Genomic DNA, 19,477 nt, shown 5'->3' with positions numbered 1-19,477 from the left:
GTTGCAACCGCACGAGAGGCAGCATGACGCGCGCGATGACATCCGAAACCCTTCCGCCACTGCTCGAAAATCCAGATCCGAAGACGCTCGCAAGGGAAGTCTTGATGGCCCTCAAATACAGGGTCGGCAAGGACACCACCGTCGCGACGCAATATGATTGGCTGACCGCCTCGATCAAGGTCGTGCGCGACCGGATCGTCGATCACTGGATGCAGGCAACCAAAGAGGCCTATGACCAGCAGGAAAAGCGAGTCTATTACCTGTCGCTGGAATTCCTCATCGGCCGCCTGATGCGCGACGCCTTCTCCAATCTCGGCCTGATGGACAATATGCGCGAGGCGCTGTCGTCTCTCGGCGTCGACCTCGACCTCATCGCGGCGCTCGAGCCCGATGCCGCGCTCGGCAATGGCGGCCTTGGCCGGCTCGCCGCCTGCTTCATGGAAAGCATGGCGACCGTCGACATTCCCGCGCATGGCTACGGCATCCGCTACGCCAACGGCATGTTCCGCCAGGAGATCCATGACGGCTGGCAGGTCGAACTGCCCGAGACCTGGCTCGATCACGGCAACCCCTGGGAATTCGAACGGCGCGAACGCTCCTTCGAGGTCGGCTTCGGTGGCTCGGTGGAGTCCATCACGTCAAAGGATGGCCGGCTCGAGCGCCATGTCTGGAAGCCGACCGAGCATGTCCTGGCTGTTGCCTACGACACGCCTGTCGTCGGCTGGCGGGCAAACCGCGTCAACACGCTGCGGCTGTGGTCGGGCATGCCGGTCGATCCGATCCTGCTCGACAAGTTCAATGCCGGCGACCACATCGGCGCGTTGGCCGAGAGCAACAAGGCCGACGCTTTGTCCCGCGTGCTCTATCCCGCCGATTCCCACGTCGCCGGTCAGGAACTCAGGCTGCGGCAGGAATATTTCTTCTCCACCGCCTCGCTGCAGGACATCGCGCAGCGGCATCTGAGCCAATATGGCGACCTGAAGTCGCTGCCCGACAAGGCGGCGATCCACTTGAACGACACCCATCCGGCGATCGCGGTGCCGGAGCTGATGCGGCTCCTGATGGATGTCCACGGCATGGACTTCGACCTGGCCTGGGACATCACCAAGCGCACCTTCGGCTACACCAACCACACGCTCCTTCCCGAGGCGCTGGAAAGCTGGCCGGTGCCGTTGTTCGAACGGCTTTTGCCGCGCCATATGCAGATCGTCTACGCCATCAACGCGCAGGTGCTTCTGGAGGCCCGCGCCACCAACCAGTTCTCGGGCGAGCAGATCAGCCGCATCTCGCTGATCCAGGAAAACGGCGACCGCCGCGTGCGCATGGGCAATCTGGCTTTTGTCGGCTCGCACTCCATCAATGGCGTCTCGGCGCTGCACACCGAGCTGATGAAGGAAACGGTGTTCGCCGACCTGCACAAGCTCTATCCCGACCGCATCAACAACAAGACCAACGGCATCACGCCGCGGCGCTGGCTGATCCAGTGCAACCCCGGGCTGACCTCGCTCGCCCGCGAGGCGATCGGCGACCGGTTCCTGGACGACATCGAGGCCATCAAGGGGCTCGACAGCTTTGCCGATGACAGCGCGTTCCGGGAGAAGTTCGCGGGCGTCAAGCGGCAGAACAAGGCGCGGCTGGCCAATCTGGTCGCCGACCGGCTCGGCATCAAGGTCGATCCGTCGGCGCTGTTCGACATCCAGGTCAAGCGCATCCATGAATACAAGCGCCAGCTTCTCAACATCCTCGAGGCGGTTGCGCTTTACGACCAGATCCGCTCGCATCCCGAGCGTGACTGGATGCCCCGCGTGAAGTTTTTCGGAGGCAAGGCGGCGCCCAGCTACCACAACGCCAAGCTGATCATCAAGCTCGCCAATGACGTCGCCAAGGTCATCAATCGCGACCCGGCCGTTCGCGGTTTGCTGAAGCTGGTGTTCGTGCCGAATTACAATGTCAGCCTGGCCGAAATCATGATGCCGGCCGCCGACCTGTCCGAGCAGATATCGACCGCCGGCATGGAGGCGTCGGGCACCGGCAACATGAAGTTCGCGCTCAATGGCGCGTTGACCATCGGCACGCTCGACGGCGCCAATGTCGAGATCAAGGAATGCGTCGGCGACGACAACATCTTCATCTTCGGCCTGACAACGGCCGAGGTCGCCGAGCGGCGCAACAATGGCTACAACCCGCGCGCCGTGATCGAGGGTTCCCCCGAGCTGGCGCAGGCGGTCGCTGCCGTATCCTCCGGCGTCTTCTCGCCGGACGACCCGGACCGCTACCGCGATCTCATCAACGGCCTCTACGACAGCGACTGGTTCATGGTCGCCGCCGATTTCGATGCCTACACCGCTGCCCAGCGCGAGGTCGATGCCGTCTGGCGCAACAGCCCGGACTGGTACGCCCGGGCGATCCGCAATGTCGCGCGCGTTGGCTGGTTCTCTTCCGATCGAACGATCCGCCAATACGCGAAAGAAATCTGGAACGTGCCTGTCTGATGTGATTGCATGAGGCCCACGAACAAAGTGGTCCAGGTGATGCGGGTTGAATGCCAGCTCACATCACCAGAAACAAACACCTGGTGCCCTGGGAGGGACACTGCCTGATGAGGAAGCCGCGCGCGACCGCTGCGACAAGCGGGCCGGACGGACTGGCGCCAGCCAGCGATGTTGCGGCGATTGTCGCCGGCACGCACGGGAATCCGTTCGCAGTCCTTGGCGTCCACGAGATCGGCAAGAGCCTGTTTGCCCGCTGCTTCGTTCCGCATGCCGAAACCGTCGCCGCCTATACGCTGACGGGCATCGAGGCCGGAGAGTTGTCCAGGCGCGATGACGCCGGCTTCTTCGAAGGCAAGCTGTCGATCAGGAAGCGGCAACCGCTGCGCTACCACGCGCGCAATGCCGGCGGCGACTGGTGGCTGACCGATCCCTATTCGTTCGGCCCGGTGCTCGGGCCGATGGACGACTACTATATCGCCGAGGGTTCGCACCTCAGGCTGTTCGACAAGCTTGGCGCGCATGTCATCGAGCACGAGGGTGCCACCGGCGTGCATTTCGCCGTCTGGGCTCCCAATGCGCGGCGCGTCTCGGTGGTCGGCGATTTCAACGACTGGGATGGCCGCCGTCACACGATGCGCGATCGCCGCGATACCGGCATCTGGGAATTGTTCGTGCCCGACATCGGTGCCGGCCGACCCTACAAATACGAGATCATCGGCCCCGATGGCGTCAGACTGCCGCTGAAGGCAGACCCGTTCGCGTTCAAATCCGAACTGCGTCCGGCCACGGCTTCGGTCGTTGCCGTGCCGCCGGGGCATGAGTGGGGCGACGAGGCCCACCGCAATTTCTGGCGCAATGCCGACCACCGGCGCGAAGCCATTTCGATCTACGAAGTCCACGCCGGGTCCTGGCAGCTTGGTGACGACGGCACGTTCCTGTCATGGGACGAACTGGCCGACCGGCTGATCCCCTATGTGGTCGAAACCGGTTTCACCCACATCGAGTTCATGCCGATCTCCGAACATCCCTATGACCCGTCCTGGGGCTATCAGACGACCGGCCTCTACGCGCCGTCGGCCCGCTTCGGCGACCCGGACGGCTTTGCCCGTTTCGTCGACGGGGCGCACCGCGCCGGCGTTGGCGTCATCCTCGACTGGGTACCGGCGCATTTCCCGGTCGACGCGCATGGCCTGGCCCATTTCGACGGCACCGCCCTCTACGAACATGCCGACCCGCGCAAGGGTTTTCATCCCGACTGGAACACCGCGATCTATAATTTCGGTCGCCGCGAGGTGGTATCTTTCCTGGTCAACAACGCGCTGTTCTGGGCCGAGAAATACCATGTCGACGGTTTGCGCGTCGATGCGGTCGCCTCGATGCTCTACCTCGACTATTCGCGCAAGGCTGGCGAATGGATCCCTAACGAGAAGGGCGGCCGTGAGAACCTCGAAGCGGTCTCTTTCCTGCAAAGGATGAACAAGGAGGTCTACGGCCACCACCCGGGCGTCATGACCATCGCCGAGGAATCCACCTCATGGCCGAAGGTCTCGGCGCCGGTGCATGAGGGCGGGCTGGGCTTCGGATTCAAGTGGAACATGGGCTTCATGCACGACACGCTGGAGTATTTCTCCAAGGAGCCGATCTTCCGCAAGCACCACCACAACGACCTGACCTTCGGCCTGACCTACGCCTTCTCGGAGAATTTCGTGCTGCCGCTCTCGCATGACGAGGTTGTGCACGGCAAAGGCACGCTGCTGGGCAAGATGGCCGGCGACGACTGGCAGAAATTCGCGACCTTGCGTGCCTATTACGGCTTCATGTGGGGCTATCCCGGCAAGAAGCTGTTGTTCATGGGACAGGAATTCGCGCAGCGCCGCGAATGGAGCGAGGCACGCGCGCTCGACTGGAACCTGCTCGATTTCCGCCCGCATCGCGGCGTCTGGCAGACGGTGCGCGATCTCAACTATCTCTACCGGTCGCGCCCGGCGCTGCACGGCCGCGACTGCGAGCCGGAAGGGTTTTCCTGGCTGATCGTCGACGACAGCCAGAATTCGGTTTTCGCCTGGCTGCGCAACGCGCCGGGCGGCAGTCCGGTGGCTGTCATATCCAACTTCACGCCGGTGCCGCGCGACAATTATCGCGTTCCGTTGCCGAACGCCGGCAAGTGGCGCGAGATCATCAACACCGACGCATCCGAATATGGCGGCTCCGGCATGGGCAATGGCGGCATGGTCGAGGCAAGGGCGGAAGGCAAGAGCATCTTGGCAACGATGCTTCTGCCGCCGCTGTCGACGATCATGCTCGAACTCGTTGCCGACTGAACCGTCAAGGCCGGAACAACATGGCGAGACTGAGTAATTTGGGAGGGTGGAAATGGCAGACTTGAAACGGATCCAGCCGCTGGCGCGTGATGCCATGGCCTACGTACTGGCCGGCGGCCGCGGCAGCCGCCTCAAGGAACTGACCGATCGTCGCGCCAAGCCGGCGGTCTATTTCGGCGGCAAGACTCGCATCATCGATTTCGCGCTCTCCAACGCGCTCAACTCGGGCATTCGCCGCCTCGGGGTCGCCACCCAGTACAAGGCGCATTCGCTGATCCGCCATCTGCAACGCGGCTGGAACTTCCTGAGGCCCGAACGAAACGAAAGCTTCGACATCCTTCCCGCCAGCCAGCGCGTGTCGGAAACGCAGTGGTATGAGGGCACGGCGGACGCCGTCTACCAGAACATCGACATCATCGAGGCCTATGGCCCGGAATACATGGTCATCCTCGCCGGCGACCACATCTACAAGATGGACTACGAGATGATGCTGCGCCAGCATGTCGACGCCAATGCCGACGTCACGGTCGGCTGCCTCGAAGTGCCGCGTATGGAAGCGACAGGCTTCGGCGTCATGCATGTCGATGCCAAGGACAACATCATCGCCTTCGTCGAAAAGCCGGCCGATCCGCCCGGCATTCCGGGTAACCCGGAATTCGCCCTGGCCTCGATGGGCATCTACGTCTTCAAGACCAAGTTCCTGATGGAGCAGCTGCGCCGCGACGCCGCCGAGCCCGGCTCCAGCCGCGATTTCGGCAAGGACATCATTCCCTATATCGTCGAGCATGGTAAGGCGATCGCGCACCGCTTCACCAAGTCCTGCGTACGCTCGACCGCGGAGAACGAAGCCTACTGGCGCGATGTGGGAACGGTCGACGCCTATTGGGAAGCCAATATCGACTTGACCGACGTGACGCCCGAGCTCGACCTCTACGACCGCGACTGGCCGATCTGGACCTATGCCGAGTTGAAGCCGCCGGCAAAATTCGTCCATGACGAGGATGGCCGGCGCGGCTCGGCCGTTTCCTCCCTGGTCTCGGGCGATTGCATCGTCTCCGGCGCGACGCTGAAGAAGAGCCTGATTTTCACCGGCGCGCGCATCAATTCCTATTCGACGCTGGAAGAGGTCGTCATGCTGCCCGACGTTCATGTCGGGCGGAACGCAAGGTTGAAACGCGTCGTCATTGACCACGGTGTAAGGATACCGGAAGGGTTGGTGATCGGCGAGGATCCCGTGCTCGACGCCAAGCGCTTCCGCGTTTCGGAAAAAGGCATCTGCCTGGTCACACAGGACATGATCAACAAACTCGGGCTCTAGAGCAATTCCAGGAAAAGTGTGAGAACGGTTTCCCGTCCGGAATTGCTCACAACAGGATCGGATAGACGCATGCAGGTTCTGTCGGTCACGCCCGAGATCTTCCCGCTGATCAAGACCGGCGGACTGGCCGATGTGACCGGTGCGCTGCCCGTGGCGCTGGCAGCCAAGGGCGTGGCCATGCGCACGCTCATTCCAGGCTTTCCCGCGGTGATGGAAGGCTTCAAGAAAAGGAAGGCCGTCTACCAGTATCCGTTGCTGCAGGGCGGCAAGGCCTCGGTCCACTCTGTCGAGCTTGCCGGGCTCGATCTTTTCGTGCTCGACGCGCCGCATCTGTTCGACCGTCCCGGTGGTCCCTATGGCAATGCTTCGGGCGCGGACTGGCCGGACAATTGGCGGCGCTTCGCGGCGCTGAGCCAAGCCGGCGCCGATATCGCCGGCGGCGCCATCTCGGGCTACCTGCCAGACATCGTCCATGCCCATGACTGGCAGTCGGCGATGACGCTGGCCTATATGCGCTACGGCAAGGCGGTGGGCACGCCGTCGATGATGACCGTCCACAACCTCGCCTTCCAGGGCCAGTTCGGCGCCGGCATCTTCGGCGAGCTCGGTCTGCCCGCGGTCGCGATGGCGCTTGACGGCGTCGAGTATTATGGCGGCGTCGGCTTCCTCAAGGCCGGCCTGCAGGCCGCCTGGGCGATCACCACCGTCAGCCCGACCTACGCGCAGGAGATCCGCTCGCCGGAGTTCGGCATGGGTCTCGACGGACTGATCAACATGCGCTCCAGCGATCTCTACGGCATCGTCAATGGCATCGACACGGCCATCTGGGATCCGGAGACAGACAAGCATCTGGTGTCCAGCTATACGGCCGCCACGCTCAAGGCGCGGGCCCCGAACAAGGCCGCCGTGGAGGATCGCTTCGGCCTCGACCGCGACGACAGCCCCATCGTCTGCGTCATCAGCCGGCTGACCTGGCAGAAGGGCATGGACATATTGGCGACCGTGATCGACGGTGTCGTCGCGACCGGTGTACGCTTGGCCATACTGGGCTCGGGCGATGCCGGCCTGGAAGGCGCATTGCTTGCCGCCGCCGCCCGCCATCGTGGCCGCATTGGCGTGGTCGTCGGCTATGATGAGGGGCTGTCGCACACCATGCAGGGCGGCTGCGACGCCATCGTCATCCCATCACGCTTCGAACCCTGCGGACTGACGCAGCTCTACGGCCTGCGCTACGGCTGCGTACCGGTGGTTGCCCGCACCGGCGGCCTCGCCGACACCATCATCGACGCCAATGAAGCCGCGATCGCGGCCGGCGTGGCGACGGGGTTCCAGTTCGCACCCAACAACGGCGGCGCGATGCTGCACGCCATAAACCGCCTGGCCGAAGCCTACGCCAACCCCACGGTCTTCGAAACCATCCAGCGCCAGGGCATGAAGACCGATGTGTCGTGGGATCGAAGCGCCGAAAAATACGTTGAACTCTATCGCCTGCTGCTTTCGAAAAGGGTTGCCTGAAGCATGATACGCACCGTCCCCACCAAACCCTACTCCGACCAGAAGCCCGGCACGTCGGGCCTGCGCAAGAAGGTGCCCGTGTTCCAGCAGGAGCACTATGCCGAGAATTTCATCCAGTCGATCTTCGACGCGCTCGACGGGTTTAAGGGCAAGACCCTGGTGATCGGCGGCGACGGTCGCTTCTACAACCGCGAGGTCATCCAGAAGGCGATCGCCATGGCCGCCGCCAACGGCTTCGGCAAGGTGATGGTCGGGCAGGGCGGCATCCTGTCGACGCCCGCCGCCTCGCATGTCATCCGCAAATACAAGACCTTCGGCGGCATCATCCTGTCGGCCAGCCATAATCCGGGCGGCCCGCACGAGGATTTCGGCATCAAGTACAATGCCGGCAATGGCGGCCCGGCGCCGGAAAAGTTGACCGACGCGATCTTCGAGAAAACCAAGGCTATTTCGAGCTTCAAGACATCGGACATCGATCCGATCGACATCGACACGATCGGCACGGTCAAGGCCGCCGGCATGACGGTCGAGATCATCGATCCGGTCGCCGACTATGCCGAGTTGATGGAAAGCCTGTTCGATTTCGACGCGCTGCGCAAACTGTTCAAGTCAGGCTTCCGCATGCGCTTCGACGCCATGCACGCGGTGACCGGTCCCTATGCCAAGGAAATCCTTGAAAACCGGCTTGGCGCGCCCAACGGCACCTGCCGCAACTTCAAGCCGCTGCCCGATTTCGGCGGTCATCATCCGGATCCGAACCTGGTCCACGCCAAACACCTCTATGATGAGATGATGGGTGCGGATGCGCCGGATTTTGGTGCCGCTTCCGACGGCGACGGCGACCGCAATCTGATCATCGGCAAGGGCATTTTCGTCACTCCGTCGGATTCGGTGGCGATGCTCGCCGCCAATGCCCGCCTGGCGCCCGGCTACAAGGACGGGCTGAAGGGCATCGCCCGCTCGATGCCGACCAGTGGCGCGGCCGACCGGGTCGCTGAAAAACTCGGCATCGGCATCTATGAGACCCCGACCGGCTGGAAATTCTTCGGCAATCTGCTCGATGCCGGCATGGCGACGATCTGTGGCGAGGAAAGTGCGGGCACCGGCTCCAACCATGTCCGCGAGAAGGACGGCCTTTGGGCGGTGCTGTTGTGGCTCAACATCCTCGCCGCGCGCGGCGAAAGCTGCAAGCAGGTGGTCACCGAGCACTGGGCGGCCTACGGACGCAACTACTATTCGCGGCACGACTATGAGGAGGTCGAGAGCGACCGCGCCAACGCGCTGGTCGACGAACTGCGCGCCAAGCTCGGCTCGCTGCCCGGCACCAGCGTGCGCGGCCTGAAGATCAACAAGGCCGACGACTTCGCCTATCATGACCCGGTCGACGGCTCGACCAGCGAGCACCAGGGCATCAGGGTGCTGTTCGAAGGCGGTTCTCGCGTCGTCTTCCGTCTCTCCGGCACCGGTACTTCGGGTGCTACCTTGCGCGTCTATATCGAGCGCTACGAGCCGGACAAGGCGCGGCACGATCTCGACACCCAAGCCGCACTCGCCGACCTCATCGCCGCCGCCGACGACATTGCCGGGATCAAGAGCCACACCGGCCGCAACAAGCCGAGCGTGATTACTTGAGGGTGGCGGTGAGGGCTTTCCCTTCTCCCCTTGTGGGAGAAGGTGGCCTCGCGAAGCGAGGTCGGATGAGGGGTGCTCCAGCTTGGCGCGTTCTTCGATCGAGATTGCCAACGCCTCGTTCCGTCACACACCCCTCATCCGTCTCGGCGCTGAGCGCCGAACCACCTTCTCCCACAAGGGGAGAAGGGGAGGCGCTGGCATGACCCGTCTCGGCGCCACAATCACCCCCGAAGGCATCCGCTTTGCCGCCTGGTCTTCGTCGGCCCGTCGCATCTGGGTCTCGATCTTCGACGAGCAAGACAATCGGGAAATCGACCGGGCGGAACTCCAGCCGGAAGGCGAGGGGATGCATGCGCTCTTCGTTTCAGGCCTTGCCGCGGGCTCGCTATATGGTTTCCGTGCCGACGGCGACTATGCGCCCGAGCTTGGGCTGTGGTTCGATCCCGACAAGCTGCTGACCGATCCCTACGCCGTGGAAATCGACCGGCCCTATGCTTATCACTGGCGGCTCGCCGCGCGGCGCAACGAGGGCGCGGACACCGCGCCGTTGATGCCCAAGACCGTGGCAAGGGCCTTGCCCAGGGCAGTGCCTGTGCCGCCGCCGCTGTTTCGTCCGGGCGGCCTGATCTACGAACTGAACGTCCGCTCCTTCACGAAGCTCCACCCGGATGTGCCGGACGAACAGCGTGGTACCCTCGCGGCGCTCGCCCACCCCGCCATCATCGCGCATCTGAAGCGCCTCGGTGTATCCGCCGTCGAACTGATGCCGGTGACGGCGTCGATCGACGAGCGGCATCTGCCACCGCTGGGCCTGAGCAACGCCTGGGGCTATAACCCCGTCACCTTCATGGCGCTCGACCCACGGCTGGCGCCCGGCGGTCTGGCAGAATTGCGCGAAACCGTCGCGACGCTGCGCCAGGCCGGCATCGGCACCATTCTCGATCTCGTCTTCAACCACACAGGCGAAAGCGACAGGCTGGGGCCGACGCTGTCGTTGCGCGGCCTCGACAATCAAGCCTACTACCGGCACCAGCCGGATGGCAGGCTGGTCAATGACACCGGCACGGGCAACACAGTCGCGTGCGACCATCCGGTGGTGCGCGACATGGTGCTCGACACGCTTCGCCATTTTGTCCGCCATGCCGGCGTCGACGGTTTTCGCTTCGATCTGGCACCGGTGCTGGGCCGCGTCGATGGCGTGTTCGATCCCGCCGCGCCCTTGCTCGAGGCTATCGCCGGCGATCCAGTCCTTGCCGATCGGGTGCTGGTCGCCGAACCCTGGGATATTGGTCCGGACGGCTATCAGCTCGGCAATTTCCCTGCGCGCTTCCTCGAATGGAACGATCGCTATCGCGACGATGCCAGACGCTTCTGGCGTGGCGATGTCGGCGCGGTCGGAGCGTTGGCGACCCGGCTTGCCGGCTCATCCGATGTTTTTGGCAAGGCCGGCCGGCCGGCTAGCCGCACGGTCAATTTCATCGCCGCGCATGATGGCATGACGCTGGCCGACATCGTCGCCTACGAGCGTAAGCATAACGCGGCCAATGGCGAGCAGAACCGTGATGGCCACAACGACAATTTGTCTTGGAACAATGGGGCCGAAGGCGAGACGGACAACGCGGCGATCGGCAAGGCGCGCTTCGAAGACCAGTGCGCGCTGCTTGCCACGCTATTTGGCTCGCGGGGCACCATAATGCTGACCGCCGGCGACGAATTTGGTCGTACCCAGAAGGGCAATAACAACGCCTACGCGCAGGACAACGCCATCACCTGGCTGGATTGGACGGGCCGCGACCAGGCGCTGGAGCGTTACGTATCGGCGCTGGCCACACTCCGCCGCGCCGTCCCGGCATTGTCGGACACGCATTTCCTGACCGGACAATCGGCCGAGGCTTCAGGCATCCCCGACGTCGCCTGGTTGACCGAGACCGGCATGCCGCTTGCGGAGGCGGACTGGAACGATCCCGGCCGACATCGCCTCGTCATGCTGTTGGGCGATGCGGGCGGCGGCCGCATTGCCGTCATCATCAATGGTGATCGCCGCCAATGCGTCTTCACCTTGCCCGCGCGGGAAGGGTTTCAATGGCAGCCGGCGGTCGAAACGCAGGCGGTCGACCTTGCGCGGCCAATGCCGGGCCGCGGCGTCAATTTCATGATCGAGCGCCGAACCGGAAAGGGCGGCGCCAGGAAGGGTTCGTGATGGCCGATGAAGATGCCAACTCTTGGGCCGACCCGGGAGCGGGGCGGGAGGCCGAGTGGTGGCGCGGCTGCGTCATCTACCAGGTCTATCCGCGTTCCTTCCAGGACACGACCGGCGATGGCAGCGGCGATCTCAGGGGTATCACGGCAAGGCTGGCCCACATCGCCTCGCTTGGCGTCGATGCCGTCTGGCTGTCGCCCTTCTTCAAGTCGCCGATGGCCGACATGGGTTACGACGTGTCGGACTATCGCGACGTCGATCCGATGTTCGGTTCGCTGGAGGATTTCGACACACTGATCGCCGAAGCGCACCGGCTGGGCCTGAAGGTCGTCATCGACCAGGTGCTGTCACACTCATCCGACAAGCATGAATGGTTCATCGAAAGCCGCGCCAGCCGCGACAACCCCAAGGCCGACTGGTACGTCTGGGCCGATGCGAAGCCCGACGGCAACGCGCCCAACAACTGGCTGTCCGTCTTCGGTGGCCCTGCCTGGGAGTGGGATTCGACCCGCCGGCAGTATTACATGCACAATTTCCTTGCTTCGCAGCCCGACCTGAATTTCCACAATCGCGAGGTCCAGGATGCGCTGCTGGACACGGTTCGCTTCTGGCTGGAGCGTGGCGTCGACGGTTTCCGGCTCGACACCGTCAATTACTATTTCCACGACCGCTGGCTACGCAGCAATCCGCCCTTGGCGTCGAGTGTCGCTGGCACCAATGGCGAGACAAACACCTACCTCTACCAGGAGCATCTGTTCGACAAGACGCAGCCGGAAAACCTGGCTTTCCTCAGACGTTTCCGGGCATTGCTGGACCAGTATGAGGGCCGTGCCGCGGTTGGTGAGATCGGCGACGAGGGCCGCTCGCTGCAGACGCTGGCCGCCTATACTTCCGGCGGTGACAAGCTGCAGATGTGCTACACTTTCGACCTGCTCGGTTCGCAGTTTTCGGCGGCACATGTGCGCGGCTGCGTCGAGGCTTTCGAACATGCGGTCGTCGACGGTTGGGTCTGCTGGGCGTTCTCCAACCATGACGTGGTGCGCCATGTCAGCCGCTGGACAGCACCTGACGGCGATCCCGACACGGTGGCCAGATTCTCGATCATGCTGCTCGCCTGCCTGCGCGGCTCGATCTGCCTTTATCAGGGCGAGGAGCTTGGCCTGGAAGAGGCGGAGCTAGCCTATGAGGATCTGCGCGATCCGGTCGGCATCCGCTTCTGGCCCGGCGTGAAGGGCAGGGATGGTTGCCGCACGCCGATGGTCTGGGAGGCCGGCGCCGACAATGCGGGCTTCTCGACGGGCAGGCCCTGGCTGCCGGTACCGGCCAGCCATCGCGCTCGTGCCGCCGATGTGCAGAACGGCAACGACCAGTCTGTGCTGTCCGCCTACCGCTCGACGCTTGCCTTGCGCGGGCGTCATCCAGCGCTGGTCAGCGGTTCGATCCGCTTTCTCGACGCCGAGGGTGATGTGCTCGCCTTCATCCGCGAAGGTGGCGGCGAGAGGCTGCTCTGTGTCTTCAATTTCGCCGGGGAGCCGGCGAATTGGCAATTGCCGGGGGGCATCGGAACAATTGCGGCTGTCTTGGATGGCGAAGCTGCTGTCGGGGACGAAGCGCTCTCGCTGTCGGCTCTCGGTCACTTCCTTGGCCGGCTGGACTGACTGGCGATCAGACCGGGTTTCGGCCAAGCGGGCTGTTTGAGCACAAATGCGCTACTGGACGAGCACTGCCCGTCCGCAGGTTGCTCCGGTGACACGCACGTCGGCCTGGCCGACGCCGACACCCAGGGCCGCCAGCACATTGTAGAGCAAGTCGTCGACGGGCGCCGTTACGGTGTTGAGCAGGGCCACAACTGCTGGTTTGACCGTTCCGAGCAGGGCCGTCAGATCGATGCCGAGACCGAGCGCCTTGACCGAAAGCGACAAATTGTTGACCAGCGACGTGGTGAGCGACTGCGAGATGTTGCGCGTCGAAACGGTCTTGATCGTCTTGTTGGCGATGTCGGTCGCGTTGAAGGTCAGGGTCTGCGGGCTGTTGTTGGTGATCGCGGTCGCGGCCGAACCCATCACCTGGATCAGCTGTATCAACAGCAGCTTCACATCGGCGATGTCCGCATCGGTGAAGGTCTGTGGCTGGCTGAAATCGGCGAAGCCGGAGGGATTGTTGCTGTTGGCCAGGTTCAGCTGGGCAACACCCGGGTGTGCGGCGATGGAAACGCTGATGCTGGACGGTCCTGTTGGACAGGTAATGTCGGTCAGCTTGGCTTCGGCATAGGCGACTTCAACATTGAGCGGCAGATTGACGGCCACCAGATTGACGCCGCCGCCGATGCCCGGCGTGCCGACACCGACTGAGGCCGTCAGTTTGATGCGCGTCTGGGCGGTCCGCACGACGGTGCCGATGCCATCGACCGCCAGCCAGGGCGAGGATTGCGCCGGCTCGCCAATGGCGATGTTGAGCTTGGTGGAGAGCAGCCCGGGGATGGTGGCGCCGAGATCGACCGCCGCCTGGTTGGTGCCGTTTGCGAGCACGGCGGCGGCGGTCAGCATCCCCATGGCGCTTGCGTCGACCCCAAGGCCAGACGGCTGTTGTCCGAGGCCCAGGCTGCCGACGGAACCAAGGTCGATAAGGCTGCTGAGCGGGATCTTGACCGTGCTCGTCGACCTGGTGGCGATGGTCTGCAGGGCGACCTTGGCCGTATTGCCGAGACCAGGAACGTTGGCCATGGCGGTGGCGATCTGGCCGACAGTCGCCTTCGAGGCCAGCACGTTCGAATAGGTGCCGGCGGTGATGTTCAGTTGTGTGGCCAAGGCACTGACAAAGGAGAGCACGCTGACGTCGGCCGAGATCAGCCCATTATAGTCCATGACGCTGAGTGAAATGTTGCCGCCGAGAAGCCCGCTTAGAAGCGCGTTGAGGATGCCGCCGTTGACGCTGAGCAGTCTCGACCCGACCGAGAACGCGGCCTGCGGCGTCATGCTGGCCGTGGCTTGGGTGCCGATGACCGGAGTGGGGATGAGCGAGCTCGCGAAATAGCGGGCGGGGATTTTCGCCAGCGTGACACGCACTGCATTGTAAGGTGTCACGCCCGCCTGGAAGCGCTGGGTGACATTGGCGGTTGATGAGGCATATCGGCCCTTTGTGACCGTCACCACCGTCTTTCCGACGGCCGGGGAAATGGTCTGGTCCGAGGCTTGAACGACGACACCCGGCATGCCGTTGTCGGTGAGCGTGGTCACGACCGCCGTGTTGACATTGTTGATGTTCGAGGCGGCGGTTATCGCCGCCAGATCGACCATCGCCTGGGCCTCGCGGCGTTCGGTATAGATCGAGGCTTCATCGATAGCCACCGCGGCCAGCGCCAGCGCGACTGGTGCGCTCAGTGCCGTCATGACGGCAAAGTTCGCATTCCTGTCTCCCAGCATCGATCGTACAAGCCGGCCGATGCCCTTGCCCCGACGCTGCGGCATTCAGATACCCCCGACCCTGATCGTTGACTGGCGCTTGATGGTGGTCCCCGGCATGGCTATGCCCGGGAAGAGATTCCAGATCGGCAGGTTGCGCGCATCGTAGGAGATGGACACCACGAACTGGCTTCCATCGGCTGTGCTGTCATTGGCCTGGTAGGTTAGTTTGCTGGCGTCCACGAAGGGGTAGCCGCCGGCATTGTTGGCGAGGAAGGAGGCCACCAGCGTTTGCCGCTCGGTCTGGTTCAATCCGGCAATGGCCGTCCTGGCGGCGTCGGCCGCGATCTGCTGGATCGAGTTGGCGGCGCCAAAATAGATGCCGTATGCAACCATTCCGAGTAGCAAGAGGATAAAGAGCGGCGACAGTAAAGCGAATTCGACCGCCGAAGTTCCCGAATTGTCTGTTCGGAATGCGCGCTTTCGGGCCCTGGAAATGAGGTTCTGAACCATGATAGCAGCATGCCAAAATGCGCATGCAGAAAGCGAAAACTCTGGGTGCAACCAGAGGGTGCGTACAATTGAAAAAGCCGCTCTAATTTAGCCGTTGCTTCTTCGGTTGGAAGGATTGACTTAGGGTCAATCAGTACTCGGTTGAAAACAGCTTACCGCCTGTCTAGTCTCCTGCCACCAGCTGCCGGAGGGAACCGGCGGCGCGCTTGAAGGAACCAGATATCGGTCCCGGGGCGTCAACACGAAAAGGCGCGCCGACGGCAGCGCCGACAGGGAGAACTTCATGCTGAAAAAAATGCTGAAGGCGACGGTGTTCGCCACCACCATGGCCGTAGCCGCCGGTGCATTCTACACACCGGCTTTCGCGGAGACCGTTTATAACAGGGGCACCGCCGCCGAGTCGGAATCGGTCGATCCGCACAAGACCTCGACGGTCTATGAGGCCAATGTGTTGCGTGACCTGTTCCAGGGGCTGGTCATGCAGGACGAGAAGGCGAACCTCATTCCGGGCGCCGCCGAAAGCTGGACGGTATCGGATGACGGCACCGTCTACACGTTCAAGCTGCGCAAGGACGGCATGTGGTCGGACGGCAGCCCGGTGACGGCCGACGACTTCGTCTACGCCTTCCATCGGCTGGAAGACCCCGCGACCGGTGCCGAATATGCCTCGATGCTCTATCCGGTGAAGGGTGCGGAGGACGTCAACACCAAGAAGGGCAAGCCCGAGGACATGGGCGTCAAGGCGATCGATGCCAACACCCTGGAAGTGACGCTGAAGGCGCCGACGCCTTACTTCCTGGAGATGCTGACCCATCAGGCGACCTATCCGGTCAGCAAGGCCTCGATCGAAAAGCTCGGTGCTGACTGGATCAAGCCCGGCAACCTTGTTTCGAACGGCGCCTATACGCTGGCCGAATGGGTCCCCAACGACCATATGAAACTGGTCAAGAATCCGAAATTCTGGGACGCGGCGACCGTCAAGTTCGACGTCGTCAACTACATCCCGACCGAAGATCGCTCTTCGGCCATGAAGCGCTTCGAAGCCGGCGAGCTCGACAGCTATGACGATCTGCCGACCGAACAGCTCGCCGACCTCAAGACCAAGTTCGGCGACCAGATCCATGTCGGCCCATATCTCGGCACCTATTACTACGCGATCAAGACCGACAAGGCGCCGTGGAACAACCCTGAACTGCGCAACGCCATTTCGATGGCGATCGACCGCGACTTCATCGCCGAAAAGGTCTGGCAGAACTCGATGCTGCCCGGCTATTCCATGGTGCCTCCCGGCATCGAGGGCTACACGCCCGCAATGGCCAAATACGCCGACATGCCGCAGATCGACCGCGAGGACGCCGCCAAGAAAATCCTCGAGAAGCTTGGCTACACGCCCGAACATCCGCTGAAGATGGAAATCCGCTACAACACCTCGGAGAACCACAAGAACACCGCGGTTGCCATCCAGGAGCAGTTGAAGCCGCTTGGCGTCGACGTCACGCTGCTCAACACCGACACCAAGACCCACTACTCCTTCCTTGAGCAGAAGGGCGACTATGACGTGGCGCGTGCCGCCTGGATCGCCGATTACAAGGATCCGGAAACCTTCCTCGGCATCTCGCGCAAGGCGAGCGGCAACAACTACTCGAATTACAACAGCCCGGCCTATGAAGCGGCCATGGACAAGGCGGCCGCCGCCGGCGGCAAGCCCGAGGAGCGCATGAAGGAGCTCTCCGAGGCCGAGCGCATTCTTGTCGACGATGTCGGCCAGATTCCGCTTCTCTACTACAGCTACCACGACATCGTGTCCTCGAAGCTGCATGGCTTCGTCGACAATGTGATGGACGTCCATCCGTCGCGTTTCGTCAGCAAGGACTGATCCCTGGCCAAGCCGCCGCGCATTCCATGCGCGGCGGTGCTGGTTTGCCATCGCATCGGCCGGGAAGCGCAATCGATTTTCGGAAGATCCGGTGCGAAGATTTGAAGGCTGGAGCACAATCATCCAACGGGATGGGCGTGTTCCGGATCAAGCGGGGCACCGATGCTGCGATACGTATTCCGGCGGCTTTTGACCGCCATACCGACGCTGTTCGTCATCGTGACGATGGCGTTTTTCCTGATGCGCGTCGCGCCAGGCGGCCCATTCAACCAGGAGCGGGGGCTGAGCCCCGAGATCAAGGCCAACCTTGAAGCCCAGTTCGGCCTCAACGACCCGCTCTGGCTGCAATATCTCCACTATCTCGGCAATCTCTTGCGCGGCAATTTTGGCCCGAGCTACAACATGCCGGACTTCACCGTCACCGAATTGTTCGCCAAGGGCCTGCCCATTTCGGTGCAACTCGGTGCGTCGGCGCTGATCCTGGCGTTGCTGCTGGGTTCCTTGCTCGGCACCATCGCCGCACTCAACCAGAACAAGCTTGGCGACTACACGGTGATTGCGCTGGCGACCGCCGGCAGCACCATCCCGACCTTCGTCATCGCGCCGGTGATCCAGCTCCTTTTCGGGCTGACCTGGAAGCTTTTGCCGATCGGCGGCTGGGGCGATGGCGCCTTCATCAACAAGGTCGGCCCGGTGCTCACCCTTGCCTTGCCGCAGATCGCCATCGTTGCCCGCCTGATGCGCGGCTCGATGATCGAATCTCTGCGCTCCCATCACATCCGCACGGCGCGCGCGCTCGGCCTTTCCGACTGGTCGGTGGTGGTCAAGCATGCCCTGCGCGGCGCTATCCTGCCGATCGTCTCGTTTACCGGCCCCGCGGCGGCGGCCCTTTTGACCGGTTCGGTCATTGTCGAGACGATCTTCTCCATTCCCGGCGTCGGCCGCTATTTCGTCGATGCGGCGCTCAACCGCGACTACACGCTGGTGATGGGGACGGTGGTGGTGATCGCCATCTTCACCATCGTTTTCAACCTGATCGTCGACGTCATGTACGCGGTCGTCGATCCGAGGGTGCGCTATGACTGACATCGCAGCCGCGGCTCCCACCATCGTTGGACGCTCGCTCTGGGGCGATGCCTGGGCGCGCCTCAAGGCCAACCGCGCCGCTATGTTCAGCCTCTACTATCTCGCTTTGATCGGGATCGTCAGCGTGTTCGGCCCCTGGTTCGTGCCGCATCAATACACGACCATCTATGCCGACTATGTGCGCATGCCGCCAAGCCTGTCGGCCTACCCGAAGCCAGACATGATTCAGGGCACACTCACGGACGCCATCAAGCGCATGCGTGTCGACCTCAAGGAATGGCATCAGGAAGGCAGCCGCGTCACGGTCAGGGTCACCTCGACCAAACCGATCGATGATCGCAACATCCGCTACCTCGACCGCTCCGATGCCTTTGACGACACCAAGATCGAGAACAAATCGCCTGACGGGCTCGAGGTGACGATGAGCACATCGGTCAAGCAGCAATATTTCCTGTTTGGCACCGACAACACCGGCCGCGATCTGCTGTCGCGCACGCTGATGGCTGGGCGCATCTCGCTTGCCATCGGCCTGCTCGCCGGTGTCGTCGCGGTGGTGATTGGGGTGATCTATGGCGCCGCCGCCGGCTTTTCCGGTGGCAAGATCGACGAGGTGATGATGCGCATCGTCGATGTACTCTATTCCTTGCCGTTCATCTTCTTCGTCATCATGCTGGTGGTGTTCTTCGGCCGCAACTTCGTGCTGATGTTCCTGGCCGTGGGCGCGGTGCTGTGGCTCGACATGGCCCGCATCGTGCGTGGCCAGGCGCTGTCGATCCGCCGCCAGGAATATGTCCAGGCGGCCGAAGCCATGGGCGTCGGCCAGCGTGGCATCCTGTTGCGCCATGTCATCCCCAATCTGCTCGGTCCGGTGGTGATCTACATGACGCTGCTGGTGCCGCAGGTCATCATCCTGGAGAGTTTCCTGTCGTTCCTCGGGCTCGGCGTGCAGGAGCCGATGACCAGTTGGGGCGTGCTGATTTCGGTGGGCGCCAAGAACATCGGCACCGCCAACTGGCTGCTCCTGTTCCCCGCCTTCTTCCTCGTCTCGACGCTGTTCGCCCTGAATTTCGTCGGCGACGGCCTGCGCGACGCGCTCGACCCAAGGGATCGCTGAGATGGGGAC

The 19,477-nt window shown here is 63.0% G+C and carries 12 protein-coding genes; 10 read left to right on the top strand and 2 right to left on the bottom strand.

The features are described 5' to 3' along the window. The first annotated feature begins 23 nt into the window (after nucleotides 1-23). The 7 genes from EB815_RS27560 (at nucleotide 24) to EB815_RS27530 (ending at nucleotide 13,136) form a co-directional block, all read left to right on the top strand. Entirely contained in the window at nucleotides 24-2,492 is a 2,469-nt protein-coding gene (locus EB815_RS27560; protein ID WP_056563737.1) for a glycogen/starch/alpha-glucan phosphorylase, read from the top strand. Nucleotides 2,493-2,599: 107 nt separating this feature from the next. Further along, nucleotides 2,600-4,813 carry a 1,4-alpha-glucan branching protein GlgB gene (gene glgB / locus EB815_RS27555; protein WP_056563734.1) on the top strand — a complete coding sequence of 738 codons (2,214 nt, stop codon included), beginning with the start codon at nucleotides 2,600-2,602 and terminating at the stop codon, nucleotides 4,811-4,813. 52 nt (nucleotides 4,814-4,865) lie between these two features. Continuing rightward, a complete protein-coding gene (gene glgC, locus EB815_RS27550; protein WP_056563731.1) occupies nucleotides 4,866-6,131 on the top strand; it encodes a glucose-1-phosphate adenylyltransferase in 1,266 nt (421 codons plus the stop codon). A gap of 69 nt (nucleotides 6,132-6,200) precedes the next feature. Further along, nucleotides 6,201-7,646 carry a glycogen synthase GlgA gene (glgA, locus tag EB815_RS27545; protein ID WP_056563728.1) on the top strand — a complete coding sequence of 482 codons (1,446 nt, stop codon included), beginning with the start codon at nucleotides 6,201-6,203 and terminating at the stop codon, nucleotides 7,644-7,646. A gap of 3 nt (nucleotides 7,647-7,649) precedes the next feature. Further along, nucleotides 7,650-9,278 (top strand): alpha-D-glucose phosphate-specific phosphoglucomutase, encoded by a 1,629-nt coding sequence (locus EB815_RS27540; protein WP_056563725.1) that lies wholly within the window; start codon nucleotides 7,650-7,652, stop codon nucleotides 9,276-9,278. 199 nt (nucleotides 9,279-9,477) lie between these two features. Beyond that, the gene (gene glgX, locus EB815_RS27535) at nucleotides 9,478-11,478 is read left to right on the top strand and encodes a glycogen debranching protein GlgX (protein ID WP_056563720.1); all 2,001 of its coding nucleotides are present in this window, start codon (nucleotides 9,478-9,480) and stop codon (nucleotides 11,476-11,478) included. Beyond that, nucleotides 11,478-13,136 carry an alpha-glucosidase family protein gene (locus EB815_RS27530; protein ID WP_056563717.1) on the top strand — a complete coding sequence of 553 codons (1,659 nt, stop codon included), beginning with the start codon at nucleotides 11,478-11,480 and terminating at the stop codon, nucleotides 13,134-13,136. The genes glgX and EB815_RS27530 overlap by 1 nt, the downstream gene beginning before the upstream one ends. A 51-nt stretch (nucleotides 13,137-13,187) precedes the next feature. Here the strand turns inward: EB815_RS27530 and EB815_RS27525 are convergent, their stop codons facing one another. Together EB815_RS27525 and EB815_RS27520 are read right to left on the bottom strand one after the other, a co-directional pair. Further along, entirely contained in the window at nucleotides 13,188-14,945 is a 1,758-nt protein-coding gene (locus EB815_RS27525) for a TadG family pilus assembly protein (protein WP_056563714.1), read from the bottom strand. Further along, nucleotides 14,946-15,392: a TadE/TadG family type IV pilus assembly protein gene (locus tag EB815_RS27520; protein ID WP_155772417.1), complete on the bottom strand. Its 447-nt coding sequence runs from the start codon at nucleotides 15,390-15,392 to the stop codon at nucleotides 14,946-14,948. It lies immediately after the preceding gene. 283 nt (nucleotides 15,393-15,675) lie between these two features. Between EB815_RS27520 and EB815_RS27515 the strand changes: the two genes are divergently transcribed. The 3 genes from EB815_RS27515 (at nucleotide 15,676) to EB815_RS27505 (ending at nucleotide 19,468) form a co-directional block, all read left to right on the top strand. Continuing rightward, nucleotides 15,676-17,268, top strand: coding sequence for a peptide ABC transporter substrate-binding protein (locus EB815_RS27515; RefSeq protein WP_056563708.1), 1,593 nt, complete (start codon nucleotides 15,676-15,678; stop codon nucleotides 17,266-17,268). A 162-nt stretch (nucleotides 17,269-17,430) separates the two neighbouring features. Further along, nucleotides 17,431-18,354, top strand: a complete 924-nt coding sequence (locus EB815_RS27510) for an ABC transporter permease subunit (protein ID WP_056563705.1) — start codon at nucleotides 17,431-17,433, stop codon at nucleotides 18,352-18,354. Beyond that, the gene (locus EB815_RS27505) at nucleotides 18,347-19,468 is read left to right on the top strand and encodes an ABC transporter permease (RefSeq protein WP_056563702.1); all 1,122 of its coding nucleotides are present in this window, start codon (nucleotides 18,347-18,349) and stop codon (nucleotides 19,466-19,468) included. Before EB815_RS27510 ends, EB815_RS27505 begins: the two co-directional genes overlap by 8 nt. Nucleotides 19,469-19,477: the final 9 nt, after the last annotated feature.

The organism is Mesorhizobium loti, from assembly GCF_013170705.1.
GTDB classification, from domain to species: Bacteria; Pseudomonadota; Alphaproteobacteria; order Rhizobiales; family Rhizobiaceae; genus Mesorhizobium; species Mesorhizobium loti_D.
This window is presented reverse-complemented; position numbering and strand designations above follow the sequence as displayed.